This window comes from Tenuifilum sp. 4138str, assembly GCF_041102575.1.
GTDB classification, from domain to species: domain Bacteria; phylum Bacteroidota; class Bacteroidia; order Bacteroidales; family Tenuifilaceae; genus Tenuifilum; species Tenuifilum osseticum.
In genome coordinates, this window is record NZ_JBGCUE010000010.1 from 1 (window position 1) to 21,494 (window position 21,494).

The 21,494-nt window shown below is 40.8% G+C and carries 24 protein-coding genes; 11 read left to right on the top strand and 13 right to left on the bottom strand.

Going from position 1 to position 21,494, the window contains the following annotated elements; translation table 11 throughout:
* Positions 1–218: hypothetical protein (locus AB6811_RS09890; protein WP_369490296.1), on the top strand; the 218-nt coding region annotated here is incomplete at its 5' end.
* A gap of 301 nt (positions 219–519) precedes the next feature.
* Here AB6811_RS09890 and AB6811_RS09895 read toward each other — a convergent pair.
* Positions 520–1,497, bottom strand: coding sequence for a fatty acid desaturase (locus tag AB6811_RS09895; RefSeq protein ID WP_369490297.1), 978 nt, complete (start codon positions 1,495–1,497; stop codon positions 520–522).
* 200 nt (positions 1,498–1,697) lie between these two features.
* Positions 1,698–3,158 (bottom strand): aminoacyl-histidine dipeptidase, encoded by a 1,461-nt coding sequence (locus AB6811_RS09900; RefSeq protein WP_369490298.1) that lies wholly within the window; start codon positions 3,156–3,158, stop codon positions 1,698–1,700.
* Between the two features lie 159 nt (positions 3,159–3,317).
* Between AB6811_RS09900 and AB6811_RS09905 the strand changes: the two genes are divergently transcribed.
* A complete protein-coding gene (locus AB6811_RS09905) occupies positions 3,318–4,061 on the top strand; it encodes a biotin--[acetyl-CoA-carboxylase] ligase (RefSeq protein ID WP_369490299.1) in 744 nt (247 codons plus the stop codon).
* Positions 4,062–4,067: 6 nt separating this feature from the next.
* Here the strand turns inward: AB6811_RS09905 and AB6811_RS09910 are convergent, their stop codons facing one another.
* Complete coding sequence (locus AB6811_RS09910) at positions 4,068–4,475, bottom strand: polyketide cyclase (RefSeq protein ID WP_369490300.1); 408 nt, start codon at positions 4,473–4,475, stop codon at positions 4,068–4,070.
* A 108-nt stretch (positions 4,476–4,583) separates the two neighbouring features.
* On the opposite strand from AB6811_RS09910, the gene lplA reads away from it, so the two are divergent.
* Positions 4,584–5,528: a lipoate--protein ligase gene (gene lplA, locus AB6811_RS09915; protein WP_369490301.1), complete on the top strand. Its 945-nt coding sequence runs from the start codon at positions 4,584–4,586 to the stop codon at positions 5,526–5,528.
* Positions 5,529–5,530: 2 nt separating this feature from the next.
* Here lplA and AB6811_RS09920 read toward each other — a convergent pair whose 3' ends face one another.
* Complete coding sequence (locus AB6811_RS09920; protein WP_369490302.1) at positions 5,531–6,076, bottom strand: hypothetical protein; 546 nt, start codon at positions 6,074–6,076, stop codon at positions 5,531–5,533.
* Between the two features lie 82 nt (positions 6,077–6,158).
* Positions 6,159–6,494 carry a hypothetical protein gene (locus AB6811_RS09925; RefSeq protein ID WP_369490303.1) on the bottom strand — a complete coding sequence of 112 codons (336 nt, stop codon included), beginning with the start codon at positions 6,492–6,494 and terminating at the stop codon, positions 6,159–6,161.
* 306 nt (positions 6,495–6,800) lie between these two features.
* On the opposite strand from AB6811_RS09925, the gene AB6811_RS09930 reads away from it, so the two are divergent.
* From AB6811_RS09930 to AB6811_RS09950, 5 genes are all read left to right on the top strand, one after another.
* The gene (locus tag AB6811_RS09930; RefSeq protein ID WP_369490304.1) at positions 6,801–7,586 is read left to right on the top strand and encodes a lysophospholipid acyltransferase family protein; all 786 of its coding nucleotides are present in this window, start codon (positions 6,801–6,803) and stop codon (positions 7,584–7,586) included.
* 98 nt (positions 7,587–7,684) lie between these two features.
* Positions 7,685–7,996 (top strand): 50S ribosomal protein L21, encoded by a 312-nt coding sequence (rplU, locus tag AB6811_RS09935; protein ID WP_369490305.1) that lies wholly within the window; start codon positions 7,685–7,687, stop codon positions 7,994–7,996.
* A gap of 20 nt (positions 7,997–8,016) precedes the next feature.
* On the top strand, positions 8,017–8,277 hold the full coding sequence (gene rpmA / locus AB6811_RS09940) for a 50S ribosomal protein L27 (RefSeq protein WP_369490306.1): 261 nt from the start codon (positions 8,017–8,019) through the stop codon (positions 8,275–8,277).
* An 88-nt stretch (positions 8,278–8,365) separates the two neighbouring features.
* Positions 8,366–9,643, top strand: coding sequence for a serine--tRNA ligase (gene serS, locus AB6811_RS09945; RefSeq protein WP_369490307.1), 1,278 nt, complete (start codon positions 8,366–8,368; stop codon positions 9,641–9,643).
* A gap of 212 nt (positions 9,644–9,855) precedes the next feature.
* Complete coding sequence (locus tag AB6811_RS09950; protein ID WP_369490308.1) at positions 9,856–11,421, top strand: hypothetical protein; 1,566 nt, start codon at positions 9,856–9,858, stop codon at positions 11,419–11,421.
* 46 nt (positions 11,422–11,467) lie between these two features.
* On the opposite strand, the gene AB6811_RS09955 is transcribed toward AB6811_RS09950, so the two are convergent.
* The gene (locus AB6811_RS09955; RefSeq protein WP_369490309.1) at positions 11,468–12,913 is read right to left on the bottom strand and encodes a sodium/proline symporter; all 1,446 of its coding nucleotides are present in this window, start codon (positions 12,911–12,913) and stop codon (positions 11,468–11,470) included.
* Between the two features lie 122 nt (positions 12,914–13,035).
* Between AB6811_RS09955 and amrS the strand changes: the two genes are divergently transcribed.
* Positions 13,036–14,046 carry an AmmeMemoRadiSam system radical SAM enzyme gene (gene amrS, locus AB6811_RS09960; protein WP_369490310.1) on the top strand — a complete coding sequence of 337 codons (1,011 nt, stop codon included), beginning with the start codon at positions 13,036–13,038 and terminating at the stop codon, positions 14,044–14,046.
* Here the strand turns inward: amrS and AB6811_RS09965 are convergent.
* From AB6811_RS09965 to AB6811_RS09995, 7 genes are all read right to left on the bottom strand, one after another.
* A complete protein-coding gene (locus AB6811_RS09965; protein ID WP_369490311.1) occupies positions 14,043–14,615 on the bottom strand; it encodes a nitroreductase family protein in 573 nt (190 codons plus the stop codon). The two genes, amrS and AB6811_RS09965, sit on opposite strands and share 4 nt — an antisense overlap.
* Positions 14,616–14,617: 2 nt before the next feature.
* Positions 14,618–15,205 carry a superoxide dismutase gene (locus AB6811_RS09970; RefSeq protein WP_369490312.1) on the bottom strand — a complete coding sequence of 196 codons (588 nt, stop codon included), beginning with the start codon at positions 15,203–15,205 and terminating at the stop codon, positions 14,618–14,620.
* 11 nt (positions 15,206–15,216) lie between these two features.
* Positions 15,217–17,655, bottom strand: a complete 2,439-nt coding sequence (locus tag AB6811_RS09975) for a tetratricopeptide repeat protein (RefSeq protein WP_369490313.1) — start codon at positions 17,653–17,655, stop codon at positions 15,217–15,219.
* 100 nt (positions 17,656–17,755) lie between these two features.
* Complete coding sequence (locus AB6811_RS09980; RefSeq protein ID WP_369490314.1) at positions 17,756–18,367, bottom strand: superoxide dismutase; 612 nt, start codon at positions 18,365–18,367, stop codon at positions 17,756–17,758.
* A 77-nt stretch (positions 18,368–18,444) separates the two neighbouring features.
* Positions 18,445–18,630 carry a hypothetical protein gene (locus AB6811_RS09985; protein WP_369490315.1) on the bottom strand — a complete coding sequence of 62 codons (186 nt, stop codon included), beginning with the start codon at positions 18,628–18,630 and terminating at the stop codon, positions 18,445–18,447.
* Positions 18,631–18,775: 145 nt separating this feature from the next.
* Entirely contained in the window at positions 18,776–19,600 is an 825-nt protein-coding gene (locus AB6811_RS09990; RefSeq protein WP_369490316.1) for a 1,4-dihydroxy-6-naphtoate synthase, read from the bottom strand.
* 1 nt (position 19,601) lies between these two features.
* On the bottom strand, positions 19,602–20,258 hold the full coding sequence (locus AB6811_RS09995; RefSeq protein ID WP_369490317.1) for a phosphorylase family protein: 657 nt from the start codon (positions 20,256–20,258) through the stop codon (positions 19,602–19,604).
* 128 nt (positions 20,259–20,386) lie between these two features.
* Between AB6811_RS09995 and AB6811_RS10000 the strand changes: the two genes are divergently transcribed.
* Both AB6811_RS10000 and folE read left to right on the top strand, forming a co-directional pair.
* Positions 20,387–20,806: a 6-carboxytetrahydropterin synthase gene (locus tag AB6811_RS10000; RefSeq protein ID WP_369490318.1), complete on the top strand. Its 420-nt coding sequence runs from the start codon at positions 20,387–20,389 to the stop codon at positions 20,804–20,806.
* 4 nt (positions 20,807–20,810) lie between these two features.
* A complete protein-coding gene (gene folE / locus AB6811_RS10005) occupies positions 20,811–21,449 on the top strand; it encodes a GTP cyclohydrolase I FolE (protein WP_369490319.1) in 639 nt (212 codons plus the stop codon).
* The last annotated feature ends 45 nt before the right edge of the window (positions 21,450–21,494 follow it).

The window sequence follows — 21,494 nt, forward strand, 5'->3', positions numbered from 1 at the left end:
CCCTCAGCTCCGCTACCCCGCGCGCGCTCCCCTCCGAAAGCGGGTGCAAAAGTAGAAAAGCGTTTTTAATTACGCAAGAGGATTTTAAAAAAAACAAGATTTTTTTTAAAAAAAAGTTACATATTATTGACTATCAATGTCAATTTTTACAAGAAAATTATGAAGGTGTTGTCAAATCAACTCAAGTGCATTGGATTTTGAAGTATGTGTCGGAATGAATCGGAATGAATCGGAATGAATCGGAATAGACGGAATATGATGGAGTTAGAGGAAGTTAGAGGAAGTTCAATTCCGTAAAACGTGAACCGTGAAACGTGAACCGGAAGAATTAACAATATAGCTGTTTTAGAGGATGTTAGAGGATATTCAAATCCGTTAAACGTGAACCGTGAACCGGAAGAATTAAGACTATGACAGAGCTAGAGGAAGTTAGAGGGAAAATATTAAATCAAAACCTTAGATTAACAAATTTACCGCAAAAAAATAGGAACACAGAAACATTTTTAGAGGAATTTCCAACTACTCAACTTGAAGTTCGTCAAACGTAATAAGTTTTTTCCTGTCCTCATCCCATAACCTCAACCTGAAAGATCTTAATATCTCCCTAAATGAGAGTGGCTTAATATGTGAAAACATCTCGTTCTCATCGTGGCATTTCTGAAGCTTATAGTTAGGAATCCTTGGGCTTAGGTGATGAATATGATGATACCCAATGTTACCGCTAAACCATTGTAAAACCTTAGGGAGCTTAAGGAATGAACTTCCCTCTAGAGCAACCGATTGATAGTCCCATTCATGGGAGCGCTTCCATACTACCCTTTCAAATTGATGTTGAACGTAAAAAAGCCAAACACCTGCAATTGATGCAAAATAGATTATGGGTAGCTGTATCAAAATAAATTCACGCCAACCTATCCACCACATCAGTAATACAATTGTACCAACGATAGCGATATTGGAAAGATGAATATACATCTGTTGCTTAAAGTTCATGTACGACTTTGGTATTCTGTACTGAATAAGAAATAGAAGAATTGGGGCAATTGCAAAAAGGAAAAGCGGATGCCTATAAATTCTGTACTTTAATTTACCCCACTTTGTTAGTTCAAGGTACTCCTTAACCGTTAGGGTTTCAACATCGCCAATACCACGCTTATCGAGGTTGCCAATGGTAGAGTGATGAATGAAGTGATCGCGATGCCAGCGATGGTAAGGAGTAAATACCATTAACCCAAGGGGTATTCCCACTAATCGATTTAACCTTTCAGTTCTAAAAAAGGAACCGTGCCCACAATCGTGAAAAATGATGAAAATTCGAACAAGAAAGCCTGCTGCAATGAGGGAAAGTGCTAGGGTCAACCAGTATGATACTTTCAAACTATGGTACATAGCCACCCAAAGAGCAAAATAGGGCAGAACGGAATTTATTACCTGCCACCAGCTTTTTAGATGGTCGGGATAGTTGTACCTTGAAATAACTTCAACCCAGTTTTGCATATTTCAGAATAGTAATTCAGTTTAATAATTTTATTTAAAGTATCTCTTAATATACATGAGTTATGGAAGAAATTCAAGACTTACGATACAAAAGAGCAAGGGTTTGTAACAAATATTAACAGTGGATAAATATTCTCAGAACCGATGATTAACTAATAAAAAAGGGGCTAAAAGCCCCTTTTTTATTGAAACCATACAGGTTATTTTTTGGGGATATTCTTGAGTGTTTCAACCAAAAAGTCCCAAAACTTTTGAACGGTTGCAATGTTTACCTTCTCATCGGGTGAATGGGGGTGACGGATGGTTGGTCCAAATGAAATCATATCCCAGTTAGGGTAAACACCACCTAGCAAGCCGCATTCTAACCCTGCATGAATTGCCTTAATTTCCGGCACTTTGCCAAATTTTTTATTGTAAACATCCTGCATTACCTTGAGTATGGCTGAATTTGGATTAGGTTTCCACCCAGGGTAGCCCCCGGTAAAATTAATGTTAGCACCTGCGAGTTCAAAAATGGCAGCCATTTTTTGAGCTAATGCATCCTTTGAGGAATCAACTGAGCTGCGCAGCAAGCACTGGCCTTTTACTTTTTCGCCATCGGTGTAAACGCGTGCAAGGTTGTTGGAGGTTTCAACCAAACCTGGGATTGAGTCACTCATTCGAACAACGCCGTTAGGGCAGCCAAAAAAGGCTCTGATAACCTTTGTTTGTTTTTGGCTGTCAATAACTGTTGAAGGATTTCCTGTTTTTTCCGAGGTGAACGAAAGCGATGGTTCACTTAAAGCAAACTCTGATTTATAAATACTTTCATACTCTTTAACGGCTTTTTCAAATGCAGTAGCTTTATCAGCAGAAACAACAACAACGGCAAAGGCTTCGCGTGGAATAGCATTACGCAAGCTCCCGCCATCGATTGAAGCAATGCGTACTCCGAATTCCTTCTCGGCATTGTAAAGGAAGCGGAAAAGGAGTTTAATGGAGTTACCACGACCAAGGTTAATATCCATACCGGAGTGTCCTCCCTTTAGTCCTGTAATGGCAAGCTTATAGGCAGTGGTACCTTGGGGTACAGACTCAAGTTTGGTATTAAACTCAATGTTGGCATCCAGTCCACCAGCACAACCCACGTAGAGTTCACCTTCGTCCTCGGAGTCCATGTTGATAAGGATATCACCCTTAAGCAGGCCGGGTTTTAACCCAAAAGCCCCGGTCATTCCAGTCTCCTCGTCAATGGTGAAAAGTGCTTCAACAGGGCCATGTACTAAGTCAGTTGCTTCCAGCACAGCCATAGCAGCCGCCACACCTATACCGTTGTCGGCTCCAAGAGTTGTGCCATTGGCTGTTACCCATTCCCCATCAACATAAGCTTCAATTGGGTCCTTTTCAAAATCGTGAACTTTATCGTTATTCTTTTGGGGTACCATATCGAGGTGGCCCTGAAGAATAACACCTTTACGATCCTCCATGCCCGGAGTAGCCGGCTTGCGGATGATAACGTTCCCTACTTCATCAATAATGGTTTCGAGCCCAAGATCTTTCCCAAATTTTACTACAAAATCAATTACAGCCTTCTCGCTTTTTGATGGGCGAGGAATTTGCGTTAAGCTATGGAAATGTTTCCAAACACGCTGTGGTTCAAGTTTGAAGATTTCTTTATTCATATCAACCTAATTGTTTAAATTTTTAATTTGATTGGCCTTAAAGATACCAATTATTAACCAACATAACAAACTGCTGTTTTAAAACATCAATCTATGCCCCCAAACATGCAACTATACCAAAAAATCAACGTAATAAAACGGGCATAAAAAATAATTGACGTGTCAGTAGTTTTTCAAGTTGAATGGCATAAACGCGTTTCTTCCACAAACGATGTTTGTCAACAGTATGCTACAAAAGGTGCAGATGAAGGAATAGTTGTAGCGGCTGAATTTCAGGAGCAAGGGCGAGGACAGCGAGGTAACGCATGGGAAAGCCAAGAGGGGCAAAACCTCACCTTTAGCGTTTTACTTCGCCCAAATTTCCTACCCGTTGCTGAACAATTCTACCTTTCAAAAGCAATATCGCTTGCAGTTTCCGATTGGCTTGTAGCCTATGTGACAAACAAACCAGTAAAAATTAAATGGCCAAACGATATATATATAGGTGATAGTAAAGTTTGCGGAATACTCATTGAGAATAGCTTTAGTAGTCAGTACCTGGAAAGTACAGTTGTTGGAGTGGGTATAAACTTAAACCAGCTTTCTTTCCCCGACGATTTGCCAAATCCAACATCTTTACTACTTGAAACCGGAAGCAGGGTTGATCCCCGTAATGCATTAGCTGAAATGGTTAGCTGCATTGATGGACGGTACCAACAGCTTACTGAAGGCTACAGAGAAAACATCGATAATGACTACTTTAATGCCATTTACAGAAAAAATCAGCTTTGCAAGTATTACTCCAATGGCGAGGAGTTTTATGCTACAATAATAGGCATTCAGCCCACTGGGGAGTTAGTCCTAAGGACTGCGGAAGGTGCAATTAGGACATTTGCATTTAAGGAAGTAACCTTTATAATATAGGTTAAACTATACCGCATTAAAAGCGGCAGCAATGCCATCGGCAAGGGCATCGATTCCTTCCTTAAGCTTATTACCAACCATCATGCGCATCATCATGTTAAGCTCTGCCTTAACAGTGATTTTCATACGGGTATCGTATGGTGCAACCTCCTTGAACTGAATCCACATGAAAAATTCCATGGGTGATTTTTCATCACCAGTAAATTTTATAGTTTTAAACTCTTCGCGCTCAATGATTTTGATGCCAAAAGGTCCCATACCTTTGTACTTGAAACTACAGCTATCCTCAGTAGCTTGCCACTCCTCAAGTTTGTCCTTTGCCATTGGCGAAAAGTTGCGAAAATCGGAAAGCACTCTAAAAACATCCTCGGCTCTTTTACTAATTGCCACAATCTTACTCTCGTAGGTTGTCATTTCAGTAATTTTTTGGTTTGCAAAAATAGTAAACTGCCATTTAATTAGAACCAAATCAACTTTTTGTAGTTTATATTTATGTAGATTATTTTACAGGGTACAACCATAATGAGAATAATACTTCAGCCTACACACGACCCATACTTTAACATTGCTACAGAGGAATACCTCTTAAAGCATAGTAGTGACGATTATATTATTCTTTACCGTAATACCCCCTCGGTTATTGTTGGTAAACACCAGAACACTATGGCAGAACTGAACCATACCTTTATTAACAGTAGCAAAATTCCCGTAATTCGGAGGTTATCGGGAGGCGGAACCGTGTTTCACGATTTAGGTAATGTCAACTTCTGCTTCATAGTAAACGGCCGAGAGGGTAATTTGGTTGATTTTAAACGCTTTACAACGCCAATTATTGAATTCCTGAAAGAGCTTGGATTAAATGCCTACCGCGGCGAAAAGAATGATATTAGGATTGGCAACTATAAGGTTTCGGGCAATGCAGAACATGTGTATAAAAACAGGGTAATGCACCATGGAACCCTCCTGTATAGTACCAACATGCTTTGGTTAGAGCAAGCCATAAAGTCCAATGAGGATAGCTATACCGACAGGGCAATACGATCGAACCGAAGCCAAACAATAAACATAGCAGAGCTTCTTCCCTACCCTGTGGCTATTGAAACTTTTGAAATAGCCCTATCAGAATTTCTTACTAAGTACCACTCTGCCACTCCCTTACAACTGGATGACAGCGCAAAAAGAACTATTAGCACACTTGCCACCACAAAGTATACCGATTGGAACTGGAACTACGGCTACAATGCAAGCTATGACTTCAAGGTAAATATCGACTCAGATATTCTTGTTCTTAGGGTAACAAATGGAATTATTGAGAGTGTTGAAATACAACAAAGTAGCATTAGTTGGGTAAGTAATCTGGCAAAATTCCTGGAGGGGAAACGACACGATTATGCTTACCTTAAAAATGAATTAGGTAAGACTGAGCACCCTGAAAAGATTCAAGAAATAATTGAGAAACTGTTTTAGCGCTAGTGAGGTGTTTGGTTCTCGTTTTTAGGGGGCTCAAAGCCATAAGCAACCCCCTCATAGTAATGAGTAGGAACCTCTCTATAACCACCTCTACTCTCGCTTTTTGTAACCAGTACGTAGTTTGCCCCAAGAGCAGCCGCCCTTCGCTGTAATCGGATACGGGCATTTTTTTCGGCCGATTTGGCATTCTTGCTATTTTTTCCCGATACAGATTCTACTTTGCCATATATATAGAGACCATCTACGTCGGCAGGATTAGTTGTTATCACTACCGATTGGAAATTGGTCTCATCTATCATTTTAAAGGCCAAATCGTTAAACTTTTCTACCCTACCGTTTGCGTAAAGTATTTTATGGATTTGCTTCCGCGAAAGATCTTCAGGTGCAGCAGCACCTTTTTTAATGATTGTTACTTTGCTTGAACTTACAGATTTTACATTGCAAATAAGCTTTCGGTTACTTACCAGAATTATTGTGTCCAAAGCTTCCTGTGCAATGGAGAAAATTGGAAGAAAAGTTATGAAGAGTAATGCTATAAATCGCATGCCCGTAATTTTCATTTTAATGAATTAACTGCAAAGTTAATGCCATTTGATGTTATTACAAAAACAAACCAGTTAAAATGTATCAATTCCCTCGGCTAGCAAATACGAGTGCCACCGAAACTAGTACTATCTGGACTAAAAAGTGATCGGTAAGAGTAGGAGCCCAGGGTGTTAGGGCTTTATACAATAGCACTAAAAAGATACCTACAGATGATATAACTGTTAAGCCTTGATTTGAGGTGAAACCTCCTACAATGAACAACACAGCCAAAACTACAACTGCTAGTGCAACATAGAATTGGAAATCGGAAATAGCTATGCTTCTGAAATACCCGATGTTGGCCAAAATAAGATATCCGGCAAAACTTAGCCTTAACATCCAAATGGCTATCTTGTCAAGAAATTTTAAGGGTTTCATATACCAGTTTATTAATCTGTTAGTAATAACGTTTTACAAATGTATTAATAATTAACATACTAATTACCATGTAAAAAGAATTATTCAGTTCAAACTCCATATAGGAGTAACAAAACCATTTGCATATTGAACAATACTTAACCTCTCAATTTGGAAATTCTTAACTCACTCACTGAGACATATGGCAAAGGTTCTAAAATAACTTAAACGACATTTATCTCAAATTAGTATATCAACAAATGTAGTAAGAAAACCCCATAATCAATTCCTGCAAACAATTGCTATTTTTGCAGGAAAATTATTGCTATGAAAGGAGCCAAACATATTCTGATGCTAATTGTATCCATTTTTTTATGGTTATTTGTGGCCATTACGGCTTTCCTACTCTTTCTAATTGATTTTGTTGTATGGCTCTTAACCTTCTGGTGGGATAGGCGTTTAAAACTACTACACAAATACTCGTCGGTTTGGGCGATGTTTTACATTTGGATTAACCCGGGATGGAGAATCAAAGTTTCAGGGTTGGAAAAAATTGACAAAAGCAAATCCTATGTCATTGTTTGCAACCACCAAAGCGCCTTCGATATTGTGCTGCTTTACAGACTTTTTACCCATTTCAAGTGGGTGGCCAAAAAGGAGTTGGCCAAGGTTCCAGTTATTGGATGGAACCTTATTCTTAACAATAGCATACTAATTGACAGAGCTAGTGCAGTGAGCACTAAAAAGATGATTTCTAATGGGCTAAAACACCTAAAAGGAGGGAGTTCCGTACTAGTATTTCCTGAAGGTACAAGAACAAAGGATGGTCAGGTTAAGCGATTCAAGGAAGGAGCATTTCTGTTGGCTAAGCAAGCAAACTCGCCCATTCTACCTGTGGTTATTGAAGGTTCAAAGGATATTTTCCCAAAACCAGGAATTGTTAAGCTACGCCAGGACTTAACATTAAAGGTTCTTGACCCAGTTGAAGTTGAAGAGGTTTTATCAACTTCAGTACCTGATTTGACAAAGCGCCTGAACCAGTTAATTATGGAAGAGCATAAAAAGTTAGCCCCCGAAAAGTACATGAATTCCGATAACAAACAAGTTAAATGATAAAAACACAAAAAAGTTTTACTGATTATTTGACAATTAATTAAACTTTTATACCTTTGCAAGCCCAAAATATTGTCAAACAATTCATACTAAATACGATGTACGCTATTGTAGATATTGCAGGACAGCAATTTAAAGTAGAAAAAGACCAAAAGATCTACGTGAACCTGCTTGAGGGAGAGGCAGGGACAGAGGTTAAGTTCAACAAGGTGCTGCTTGTTGACAACGATGGTAAAGTAGCCGTGGGAACTCCTGAACTAAAAAACGCTTCGGTTACTGCTAAAATCCTTGGCCATGTAAAAGGCGACAAGGTTATTGTATTCAAGAAGAAACGTCGTAAAGGGTATAGGGTGAAAAATGGACACCGCCAAAACTATACTCAGATTCAGATTGCAGAAATAGTAGCATAACACGAAAATATTGATTAGTCATGGCACACAAAAAAGGAGTTGGTAGTTCCCGGAACGGACGCGAATCGCATAGCAAACGCTTAGGCGTTAAGCTTTTTGGTGGTCAGGTTGCCAAAGCTGGTAACATTATTGTACGCCAGAGAGGAACTAGGCACTATCCCGGTATGAATGTTGGCATGGGCAAGGATCACACCCTTTACGCCTTAATTGACGGTGTGGTAACTTTCCGCAAAAAAGCCGACGACAAATCGTACGTATCAGTTTTGCCAAAAGAATCGTAGTTTTTCTAAAATTTTCATAACTTTGGTCTCCTGTGCAATGCAATCAAGTATTGAACAGGAGATTTTGTTTTATTAAAAACCCAACACTATGCTTACCCTAAAGTATATCAGAGAGAATACCGAGGAAGTTATCCGTAGGTTAGCAGTAAAGCATTTTGATGGTTCTGTAATTATTGCCAAAATTATAGAACTTGACGACAAGCGTAAGGCTATTCAGCTTCAGCTTGACAATAACCTTGCTGAGCAAAACCGGATTGCAAAGGAAATTGGAAAACTATTTTCCGAGGGGAAGTCAGCTGAGGCAAACGCAGCCAAGGCAAAATCGGCTGAGCTTAAGGAACTGTCCAAAAACCTCTCGCAGGAACTTAAAGAGGTTGAGGAAGAGCAAACTAAACTTCTGCTCCAGGTGCCTAACCTGCCCCATGAATCAGTTCCGCAGGGTGTAAGCGCAAGCGACAACGTTGTGGTTCGATCTGGAGGGAGTGTACCAAAACTACACGAGGAGGCCTTGCCACACTGGGACCTGGCTTCAAAGTACAATATCATCGATTTTGAACTTGGCGTCAAAATAACCGGTAGTGGGTTCCCGGTATATAGAGGTAAGGGTGCAAAGCTCCAAAGAGCCTTGATTAACTTTTTCCTTGACTACAACACTGCAGCCGGATACGAGGAGGTAGAACCACCGCACATGGTGAACGAGGACTCTGCTTACGCAACCGGCCAGCTACCCGATAAGGATGGACAAATGTACCATGTAACCGCTGACGGATTTTACATGATACCTACTGCGGAGGTTCCAGTAACAAACATTTACCGCGATGTAATTTTACATGCAGCTATACTCCCCATTAAGCTAACCGCTTACACTCCATGCTTCCGCCGCGAGGCAGGTTCGTACGGAAAGGATGTTCGTGGTTTAAACAGGTTACACCAGTTCGATAAGGTAGAGATTGTTCAGATACAGCACCCCGACCGTTCATATGAAACCCTTGAAGAAATGGTTAACCACGTTGAGGGGTTACTTATGAAACTGGAACTCCCCTACCGAATTGTTAAGCTTTGCGGTGGCGATATGAGTTTCACTTCGGCGTTAACCTATGACTTTGAGGTTTTTTCAGCAGCCCAGCACAAGTGGCTTGAGGTTAGCTCAGTATCGAACTTTGAATCGTTTCAGGCAAATCGCATGATGCTTCGCTTTAAGGAGGAGGGCGACAAGAAAGCACAGCTGGCTCATACCCTTAACGGAAGTTCGCTTGCATTGCCCCGTATTGTGGCAGCGCTACTTGAGAACAATCAAACCCCACATGGTATTAAAATTCCCAAAGCTCTTCAACCCTACTGCGGATTTGACAAGATTGATTTGTAGAGTGTGAATTGCAATAAAATCAGTCCCCTTGAGAACTTTTTCAAGGGGATTTTTGTTTGTGGGAATAAATTAAAGACTGGAAAAGGAGAAATACATTACCCGTGAAAAAAAGTTTGGCCTATTATTTGTGTTAACTGGTTTTAAAATAAATTTGAAACAATAAATACTACCCTTTTTGACACTGAAAAATGTTTAACCAAACACTATTAGCAATGAAAGCATTCCAAAAAATCCTGGTAAGCATTATGCTTACGTTTTCATTTGTAGCGGCTTACGCACAAATGGAGGAGCTCCCCAAGAGCGACACAGCAGGTGTTACTGGTGGAGCTGTTATTGGAGCGGTTACCATTGATGGTAAAACCTATCAGCAATTTGCGCTACGTACCGATATCCCAATTGGTAAGTTCGGTTTCGGTATCGATATCCAGCTACTTTTTGACGAAAACGGACAAATCAGGAAAGATGAATGGGATGAATGGCAGGACTATATCGATAAAATTTACTACATCCGATATGGTAAAAAGGACGATCCGTTTTACATCCGTTTGGGCGGATTGGATTACACCTATTTGGGTTACGCCAACATTGTGAATGGCTACTCCAACATGATTCAGTATCCATCGCGCAGGCGTTATGGTGGCGAACTGTCGTTCTGGATTCCGGCTGAGCGTTACAAGGGAATGCCGGTTGCAGGTGGTGAGTTTTTCTTTAACGACATGAAAGAACTTTTTGTTGAATCGCCCCGCAAGTCGGCAATGCTGGTGGGTAGCCGCATTTTCTACCGCCCCCTACGCTTCCTTGAGTTAGGAATTACCGGCGTTGCAGACCTTAACGAGTACAACGCATTTGAAGATAGAGACGGCGATGGTGTACCAAACCTGATTGACCTTTACCCCAGGGATAAAAACCTGGCAACGGATATGGATAAAATATCCCTAACTGATTGGAATCACCTCCTTAACGACCCATTCTGGGGTGCAACCCGTGAGGAGGCCTACCAAAAACTTCTGAGCCTTGGTTTGGTTCCAGCTGATACAATCAGAATGGAAAACCTCTTCAACCTGAATAACCAAACCTCTAAGATGTTCGCTTACAGTTTCGATATTGGAATTCCTATTGCCCGTAAGGAAAACTTTAAGTTTGATATTTACTCCCATATAACCCAGCTACGAGGTGAAGATAGAACCTACGGGTGGGGCGTAGCTTTACCCGGTATTAGGATGATTCTTGGAACCAGCAATGTTCAGAACTTCTTAACCTTCAAGGCTGAATACCGTCGTTCTTCCAAAGAGTTCCTGTTTGGATATTTCAATAATACCTATGAGCTGGAAAGAGCACAGTTTATTGGAAGGGATAGCGTAATAACCAAGCAGCAGCAATTAATTACCATCCAGCAGGAGCTTAATGGTATTTATGCCAGCGCAGAGCTGAACATGTTTGGATATGTTGTGGGTTATGCAGGCTATCAGGATCTTATTGGTTCTGACAAAACCCATATGCGTTCACTACACGGTGAGGTTCGAATGGGTGAAACCCTCAAGAAAATGCTTCACTTTGCTGACCTAAAAGGATACTACATCCAGAACAACGTTCAAGATTTCAGGCAATGGAAAACCCCAAGTTCACTTGTAGGCTTTAATATTGGCTACAACTACAAAGGAGCCATTGTTGGAATTGACTATCGATGGACATTCCAAGACCTTGACGGAAATGGAATCATTAAGGGGAGCGCTGAAACTATCAAAACAATCAGCTTTAGAACTGCTGTAACGTTCTAAATTCTAATCAATAAAACCAAAAAAGGGAGCTGTTCAGCTCCCTTTTTTATTTCTTTGATGGAATTAAATAGGTTGATAAAACAGCCACTATCAATGTAAAGAAGAAATTAACAAGCTTAGCCGTAACCACCTTATCCATTCCAGAACTAATCCATACAATAGTAAAAACTAAGCCCAAAATTATTGCCGTTAGTGCTGCCCTCCCATGAAAGGGTTTCCAGAAAAGGGTAAGAAGTATTACTACAGAAAAGGTACAACCAATACCCGCCCACACGTAGCTTACCAGGGTAAATATCACTTTCTGGGGCGATGCATAGGCTATTGCCAAAGCTATTAAAGCAAGCAAAGCGGTAATAATTCGTGATTGGCGTAAAACAATCCTTTCGTCATTAATGCGCCTGAACGGTTTAACAATATTCTCGCTTAGCTCAGTTGATGAAAGCACAAGCAGTGAATCGGCCGTAGAAATCATTGCGGCAATGGACCCGGTAATAAGTAAGGCTGCAAGTGCCGGAGGGAATATTTTCATGATTGTAGCAGGCATCACATACTCCCTGTCAGTAAGGGCGTTGGGGCCAAAAATGGCTAAACCAATCATTCCGAGCAGCATTGCACCAATGTAGGCAACAACTGTCCAGGTAATGCCAATATTACGCGCAAGCTTAGCCTGCCTGGCGTCCTTAATGGCCATGAACCTCATGGTTAGCTGGGGCATTCCACCTAGGTAACCAAAGAACCAGCTAAAGCCACCCACAAGAAACATACCTGCGGCTGCTCCCTTTAAACCATTGAATAAAGATGCATGGGTTGGACTCGCGCTCTCCAGAGCAATGGTAATGGAGCTTGAGTATACCTCAGGATGGTTTGCCAGGTAGAAAAACCCGACAATTGGGCCAACCGCTAAGGTGAAAATCATTACTAAAGCTTGAACCACGTCGGTATATACAACGCTCTGAAATCCTCCGTAAATGGTATAAGGGATAATGATTAGTGCGGTAATAAGCATTCCCCATTGAGGCTTAATGCCAAACATGGTATCTAAGGTTTTACCGCCTCCCAGGAATTGAGCGCCTACATAAAGGAAGAAAAAGAAAACAATGGTTGAGCTACTCACCAGCCGTATCCATTTGGCAACCTCACCATGACGTGCAGCAAGATAATCGGAAAAAGTGGTAGCCGAATACTTTTCGGCTTCATCGCGCAGACGCCAAGCCAAAAGCCACCAAGCAGTGATAATACCTACAACACAGCCAATTGCAGTCCACAACTCAGCTATTCCCATTGCGTAGGCAGCACCTGGTAGTCCCAACAGCGCCCACGACGATTCGCCAGTTGCCCTTTCGGAAAGGGCAGCAACCCAACCCGGTAGGTTTCGGCCGGCAATGGAGTAATCGGCATTATTCTTAACCTTTCGTCCTTGGTAAATCCCCCACCCAATGATAAAAAGTAAGTAACCAATGGTTACAAGTGCAAGTTGAATGCTGGCTGACATAGTAAAAAGGTTTTAAAATTATCACCCTAAATTTATTAAATAGCCTAAATAAAAACCAATGCTTGCTGTTGATTTTCACCTATAAAAATAACTAACTTGTGAACTGGCAAAACAAGTGAGGTATGGAAGCATTATATTACATACACCTAGAGAATAAGGCGTTACAATGCAATTTATGTCCTCATGAGTGTAAACTCACCCCTGGTAAGAGAGGTATCTGCAAAACCCGTTATAACGATAATGGCGAAATGAGACTCCTGAACTCAGGAGTAATAGCATCGTCAGGATTGGATCCCATTGAGAAGAAGCCCCTTTTCCATTTCTACCCCGGTAGCAAAATTTACTCAATTGGTGGCTATGGCTGCAACCTAAGGTGTGCATTCTGCCAGAACTATGAAATATCGCAATATGTTCCTGACTCTAATAGCCGATTAAGAGAAAATTTGCCAGAAAATATTGTTGATAAGGCTCTGTTTTTACCACAGAACATTGGCATCGCCTACACCTACAATGAACCAACCGTGTTCTTTGAACTTATGCTTGCAACGGCACGATTGGCTAAAGGCAAAGATTTAAAAAATGTAATGGTTTCGAACGGATTTATTAATCACAAACCCCTACTTGAACTTCTTGATGTTATTGATGCATTTAATATCGATTTAAAAGCTTTTACCGATGAGTTTTATAAAACTCAAGCAGGCGGAAAGTTAGCCCCAGTGCTAAACAATTTAAAGGCCATAAAAAAGAATGGCAACCATTTAGAGATTGCCTTCCTGGTTATTCCGGGACTAAACGACTCAACCAATGAAGCAGTAGAGATGTTTAGGTGGATAAATGAAAATTTGGGTAGCGACACACCCTTACACATCAACAGATATTATCCCGTTTACAAGTTAAGCATCCCTCCAACACATCCTGGAAAATTGTTAGAACTTCGAGATGTTGCCATGGAATACCTAAAGTTTGTATATATTGGCAACCTACACAACTCCGATATCGGCACAAAAACAACATGCCCCTCGTGTAACACCACCGTTATTGAGAGGCATGGATATAGTACTACATTGAAAATGATTGACACTAGAGGATACTGCAAGATTTGTGGATACGGCCCTATAGCAGTAATGGGCTAACCACGCCAAATCAGTTCACTTAGCTTTCGCTTGGGAACATGGTGTACCTGTTCTGAATCGCGCCAGTAAATTACACTTCCCGAATCATCAATATCATCAATAACAACTTTCTCAACTGGTTTGCCTAGGGCAATCACCAGTGCGACCTTTAGATATTCGGGAAGATTGAGTAATTTGTGTAGATTTTCTTTTTTAACCGATGCAATAATGCACCCCCCAAGTCCCTTTTCAACCGCACCCAAAAGAATGGTTTGCGCCATTATACCCTGATCCCACTGCGATGCTGTTGACAACCTCTGATCCTCAAGAACTACAATATAAGCCGATGGACGTTCCCCCTCAACAGGGCCATCCCAATCCTTCAAGTAACCTGCCCATGCCAGATTAGGAAACACATTGTTGCACCATTCAGGAGTATTGATAATCATAAACTTAAGTGGCTGTAGGTTACGGCCCGAAGGACAAAACCTACACAGCTCAACCAGCTGTTCAAGCAGCCCTAAATCGATATTATGGGATTGGTCAAACCTTCGATAGCTTCGATTTTGAACTACAAGATCCTTTAGCATGTTTACCTAACCTTTTCAAAACGTTTTTCAACCACACTCCAGTCAACAATTTTCCAGAAAGCTTGAATGTAGTCGGGTCGACGATTCTGGTAGTCGAGGTAATAGGCATGCTCCCACACATCGCAGGTTAGCAAGGGCTTTAGCCCTTTTCGCAACGGATTGCCGGCATTTGATTCCTGGGTAATGTTAAGTTTCCCATCGGTATCAACCACAAGCCAAGCCCAACCTGAACCAAAAAGGGTGGCAGCGGCATTGGAGAACTTGCTTAAAAATTCTTCAAATGAACCAAATGAAGCCTCAATAGCTTTTAGTAGATCACCCTCGGGCTTATGCTTTGGAGCCGGACTAAAAGCCTCAAAGTAGAACGTGTGATTCCAAACCTGTGCGCCATTGTTAAACACACCACCCTCAGCCTCCATAACTATTTGCTCAAGGCTAGCATTTTCGAACTTTGTTCCGGGTATCAGGTTATTCAGGTTGTTAACGTAAGCCTGATGGTGCTTCCCGTAATGGAACTCCATTGTTTTCTCCGATATTACCTCAGCTAAAGCATTCAGTGAGTACTGCAGCTTTGGAAGTTCATGTTTCATAGCTATAGTTTTTAAATTGGTTTAACTGCCAAAATGAGTATGTCGTCGGTTTGCGCCTCTTCCTCACCCTTCCATTTTTCAAGTGTTTTATACAGCGTCATCTTTTGCTCGAAAAGAGGAAGATGCTTAATGCTTAAAATAAGATTACGGAACGAATGGTAACCAAATTTTTTGCTGGGTTTACCACCAAACTGATCGGTAAATCCGTCGGAGAATAGGTAAACCGTATCGTTAGGCTCTAGCTTTATTGAAAGTTCGTTGAATCGCTCCATGCGTTCATAGTATGCAACGGGCATTCTATCGGGACGAAACTCTATAAGCCCTTCGCCTATCTGAACAATCCGATTATCATTTGGGATGTTAGAATTTGTGCTGATAATAATTGGCATGTTCGCTCCTGAATAGTTAAGGGTATGGGTATTCCTATCGAAAGTACAAAAAGCTATATCCATGCCATCATGGCTATCGTCCTCATGTCCACCTTGCCGTAAGGCAGAAATTATGTTATCGCGGAGTTTACCGAGTAGCAAACCCGGCGATGATGTTGGAGTGTTTGCAACAAGGTCGTTGAGCATTGAAATCCCAAGCATACTCATGAAGCCACCGGGAACGCCATGGCCAGTACAGTCAGCAACCGCAAATCCAATTTTACCGGAGCAGTTCCCGACCCAGTAAAAATCGCCACCAACGGTCTCCTTAGGAAGATAAAGCACAAAAAAGTCCCTAAAGTACTGGCTTAGCAGTGCATCGGTTGGGAAAACTGCCTGCTGTATTTTGCGGGCATACTCAATGGATTCTCCCAAATCCGTTAGTATGTTAATGATTCGATCGCGTTGGTAAACTACAAGGTTTTTCTGCCTTTCAAGTTCATCGCGTTGTTCCTGAAGTTCACGCTGTTTGATATCTACTGAAATTCGCTGGCTCTCAACCTCAACCAAGGCCTGCTTGCGTTTATACATAGTATATAGCAGTCCCAGGAACAACCCGAGGAGTAAAACAAATGCAATGGCAACCAGTATTAACAGGCGGGTTCTACTCTGCTTTTGGCTATCAACCAAGCTAAGCTGCTCATTGAACCTCTCAAAATGCTGACGAACAATATTTTCGTACTCAACCTGGAGCTGAGCTGCGAGAATCTGCTTCATCTTTTCAGTGCCTGCAATTGAGTCCTTAACCGCAATGTACTTTTCGTAGTTCTGTAAAGCCCCCTGACAATTATTTTTGGCTAGGTTGAACTGGTAAAGCGCATTATACGATTGGGCCACCATATCCATCATCCCGTGTTTTTTAGCCTGCTCTAGGACCTCATTGACTAGTGCGAAAGCCTTAGGGCTATTACCCATTTGGAAAAGTAGAAGAGCGTAATCGTACTTTGACTCAACCACACCACGGGGTTCTTCGAGTTTAGTGTATCCTTCAATTGCTTTTGTAAGATATAGCTGAGCCCTATCGTACATTTTGATTTTCATGTAAGCTTCGCCAAGAAAACGGTTGATATTGGCAACCCCACCCCTATCAAGCAGAATCTGCTTAAGCGCAAGAGCATCCTCAAAGTAAAGCAAGGCACTATCAACTTGCCCTAAAAGCAGGTAAACCGATCCAATATTCATCAATGAATTGGAAATTCCTCGCTTATCGTTTATCTCAATTTTTATTTTCCACGACTTCCTGAGATAATCAAGAGACTTTTCAAATTGAGCCACATCGCGGAATATTAGACCTATGTTGTTTAGTAGGAATGCTTCGCCCTGTCTATCCTTGGTTTCAACCCTTAGGGGTAATGCTTTGAAAAAGAAATCGAGGGCAGTAGAATACGCACCCTGCTCCCAGAAAAGGATTCCCATGCTATTATATACGGAGGCAATACCAGCTTTATCGTTCAATTTCTCGCGTATTGCCAAAGAGTTAGAGTAATGTTCAAGGGCTTTTGTATAGTTACCAACTTGAGCATTAACCATACCCAAACCATAGTTAGCTTCACCCAGACCGGTAGAATCGGCAATAGCCGTTGCCTTATTTAGTGCAAGATTGTAATAATGCAATGAGCTATCGTTCAAATCGGTTCTTCTATAAAATATTCCTAAGCGATTGTAAGTTTTTATTAACGCTTTTTGATTGTTGATGAGGCTAAAATCAGCTTTTGCCCTATTTAGCCAGTAAAAAGCGGAATCAATTGGTGTTATTTCAAAGTAAATAATTCCCATGTAGTACTCACACCAAGCACGCGCCTCATTATATTCTGAAGCGCTTGCATTGACTAATACCTTTTGAGCAATTTTTTTTGCAGCGCTGAATTCCCTGACATCAATTAACGACCTTACAGTAGTAAGCTGAGAATTAACCTGAGCTGTATCGACCATTATTTTTTGCCCATGGGCTAAAACAGGGAAAATAACCGTAAAAAAACAGGACAGAATAAGATTTTGAATATGAATTCTGTTGAAAAACATAGCATAAATATTAACCCAATAAAAATACAAAAAAAAGCGACCGGTAAAACCGGCCGCCAAACCAAAACATAAACCAAACCAAACTTAAACCAATAAAAAACTATTTACCTGTAGCAACAAGATATTTTTCTTCCACCGCCTTCCAGTCAATGACATTCCAAAAGTTCTGTATATACTCAGGGCGGCGGTTTTGATACTTTAAGTAGTATGCATGCTCCCAAACATCGAGTCCGAGAATGGGAGTGCCTTTTACCTCAGAAACATCCATTAAGGGGTTGTCCTGATTGGGGGATGAAAAGACCTGAAGATCCTTACCTGTCCAAACCAGCCAAGCCCAACCCGAACCAAAACGGGTAGCTGCAGCGTTTGAAAATTTTTCCTTGAACTCATCAAAAGAGCCAAAGAACTTTTCAATCCCCTTTAGCAGCTCGCCATTAGGTTTTCCACCTCCATTTGGCGACATAATCTCCCAAAAAAGATTATGATTGAAGAAACCCCCTCCGTTGTTTCGGATTGCTGGTGAATGCTTGGAAACCTCCCGAAGTATCTCCTCAATCGGAAGCGCTTCAATTGATGTGCCAGCAATGGCATTGTTCAAATTATTAGTGTATGCACCATGGTGTTTATTGTAATGAATATCCATGGTCATTTCGTCGATATAAGGCTCAAGCGCCTTGTAATCGTATTTCAATTTAGGTAACTGAAAAGCCATAAGTCTACTATTTAAATTGTTTCTAAATAGTAAAACGCGGCTTGATAAATTTTGTTCAAAGGATTATTAAGAAATGATTACTGAGGGTTGACAGAATTTCCATTTTTCCCATTAACATACCTTACCTTTTCCTTTTTGGTTCTGTAAACCTCAATTCCTAAAAAGTAGTAGCGAATTACCCAAAATTCAACATACCACTTATGATCGAGTGAAAGTATTGTATCTTGGAGGTGTTTTGATTTTCCAATAAAGGGTCGTTTCATTAAATCTAATGTTTCAGCTTGTCGTATGTAAGTACCCACAATAAATTTAATTTAAAATTAACATCTTTTAAGTTAATCTCCAAACAGCAGTTGGTTTCTAACAGTAAAAACAATCGATTATCTGTTTTGTTTACAAGGGTTTATGTTATTCGTAAACAAAAACGCTCCTTTCGTCAAAATTATATGCGGGCTTGCTGCTACTTATGAGCTGTATTATAGCCTTACGTCCTACTTGGCCGAGGGTTATGGAGAAGTCATTAACATATAAACTGATATGGTTGCGCATTACCTCAGTGCTTAGCTCCTGGGCAAACTGTGAAACAAATCCCATAGTATTTTCCGGATACTGAAATGCATATTCAACACTTTCCTTTAACAACCGGTTAATATCGTGTTTTATATTATCAGGCAAAGACCGACGAATTGCAATACCCCCAAGAGGCGTAGGTAATCCAGACATTTTCTCCCACTCATCGCCTAAATCCATTAGCTTGGTTAATCCCTTAAATTGATAGGTAAATCGTGATTCATGAATTATGACACCTGCATCAACCTCGTTATTCAGAATTGCATCCTCAATCTCTGAGAATAGGTAAAACCTCTTATCGTGCACATCAGGGAATACTAAGTTAAACAAAAGATGAGCAGTGGTATGTTCACCGGGCAGGGCAATACGTTTGTGCTTAACCTGTTCAAATGGTATGGATTCCGTGCTTATAAGCAATGGCCCAACCCCTTTGCCCAGCGCGCTTCCCGAATCGAGTAGTTGGTAATGCTCAGCAATTAAAGGGTATGCACCATAGCTAACCTTAGTAATATCGGGTTTAGCCTCAAGGGCTAAAAGGTTCAAATCCTCAATGTCGGCCATGTGAACGTCAAAGGTGTATTTGTCAGTAAGCAACCCATGCACCAGGGCATAAAACATAAAAGTGTCGTTTGGGCAAGTTGAAAAGTTCAGCGATAGGTTCATTCTACAGTGTATTTAAGTAACTCACAAGTAAATCTAGCTCATTCCAAAGGTTTTGAACAGCAAGGTCGATTTTCCAGTTTTTGCGATTCCGGGGTTCAACATAGTTGGATACAGCCCTTAGGCAAAAAAATGGTTTACCAAGTTTTAAGCAAACATAGAAAACCGCAGCCGACTCCATGGTTTCAACCTGAGCATCCCATGAACGTTTAATCATAGCGATTCGCTCATTAGAACCCGAAACGGTTGAAACAGTTATTCCCCTAACCCCAAGTAACTTTGTGTTTGGCTTAATAGTGTATGGGTTAACCAACTCTCTTAAGGGTAAAGCCTTTTGCAACGGGGGTAAAATATTATCGATATGCCGAAAAGTGCCATTATCATCTACACCATAATCGGCAAAAGAATCGGAATCAATAAGAACTACATTGCCTAATGGTAATTGCTCAGTAAAACTTCCAGCAATTCCCCCGTTAATAATGATATCATAAGCATCGGCTGCTCTGGAAAGGGCAAATACTGTTGGAACTGCTCCTGGTCCGCTAATCAGAATATCGGCATGAATACCATACTGTTGAAGCGAGTAAAAATCATTACCCGGTTGCCTGTACTGGGGCAAAATTTCTACTTGGCTGGCAACAACTATCAAAATTTTTTTCAAATAATGATTATTTTTTAAAGTAAATAGTTAAACAATAAAGTAAAAGTGTTGTTAAAAAATAATGGTTAAAAATAAATAATGATAGGTATTTTAACAAAAAACAAAATAGTTTGTAACTTTAAAAGAAAATGCCCATTGCGTACCTGACACGAAGAGAACGATTTAGCGCTGCTCACAGGTTATACAAGCAAGAATTGACCGATGAAGAAAATTTTAGGCTATTTGGGCAGTGCTCACACCCCAACTGGCACGGACATAACTATGAGCTTTTTGTTACGATTAAAGGTGAAGTGAACCATGAGCTGGGTTATGTGGTAAACCTCAAAGTGGTAAGTCAAATCATAAAAGAGCGGATAATTAGCAAGCTGGATCACAAAAATGTAAACATTGATGTAGACTTTATGCAAGGAGTGCTTGCCACTACCGAAAACCTAGCCATAGCAATATGGAAAGAACTTGAAAAACCATTGAGTGATGTAGGAGCACAACTTCACTGCATAAAAATAAAAGAAACCGAGAATAATTTTGTAGAATATTACGGAGATTAAATTTATGGAGATAGTAAATCACAACGCATCGTTCAACGAAGATGAAGGCTACTCAAAGATTGAGAGGTGGAACCCTGAGACAACCGAAAAGCTAGCCTACCACTACAAGGAAATACTTAAGTTAATTGGGGAGGATGTTGGTCGTGAGGGATTGTTGCAAACTCCTGTAAGAGTAGCAAAAGCCATTCAGTTCCTAACCCATGGCTATAATATTGACCCCCATGTGCTTGTAAGAAGTGCAAAGTTCCACGAGGAGTATAAACAGATGGTGCTGGTTAAGGATATTGAGCTATACTCTATGTGCGAACACCACATGATACCATTCTACGGGAAAGCTCACGTGGCCTACATTCCAAATGGTTACATTACAGGTCTTAGCAAGGTAGCCAGGGTTGTTGATGCATACGCGCGAAGGTTACAGGTACAGGAAAGGTTAACTGTTCAAATACGCGATTGCTTGCAGGAAACCCTCAATCCACTTGGTGTTGCCGTAGTAATAGAAGCAGCCCATATGTGTATGCAGATGCGTGGAATTCAAAAGCAAAACTCTGTTACCACAACATCAGCATTTACGGGTGCCTTCCTTACCCACAATGAAACACGCGAGGAGTTCATTCATCTTATTGGTGTTAAGCTCCATTAGCGTGATGAAACAGAATAAAACAAAAGGGTGCATCAAAATTTGAAG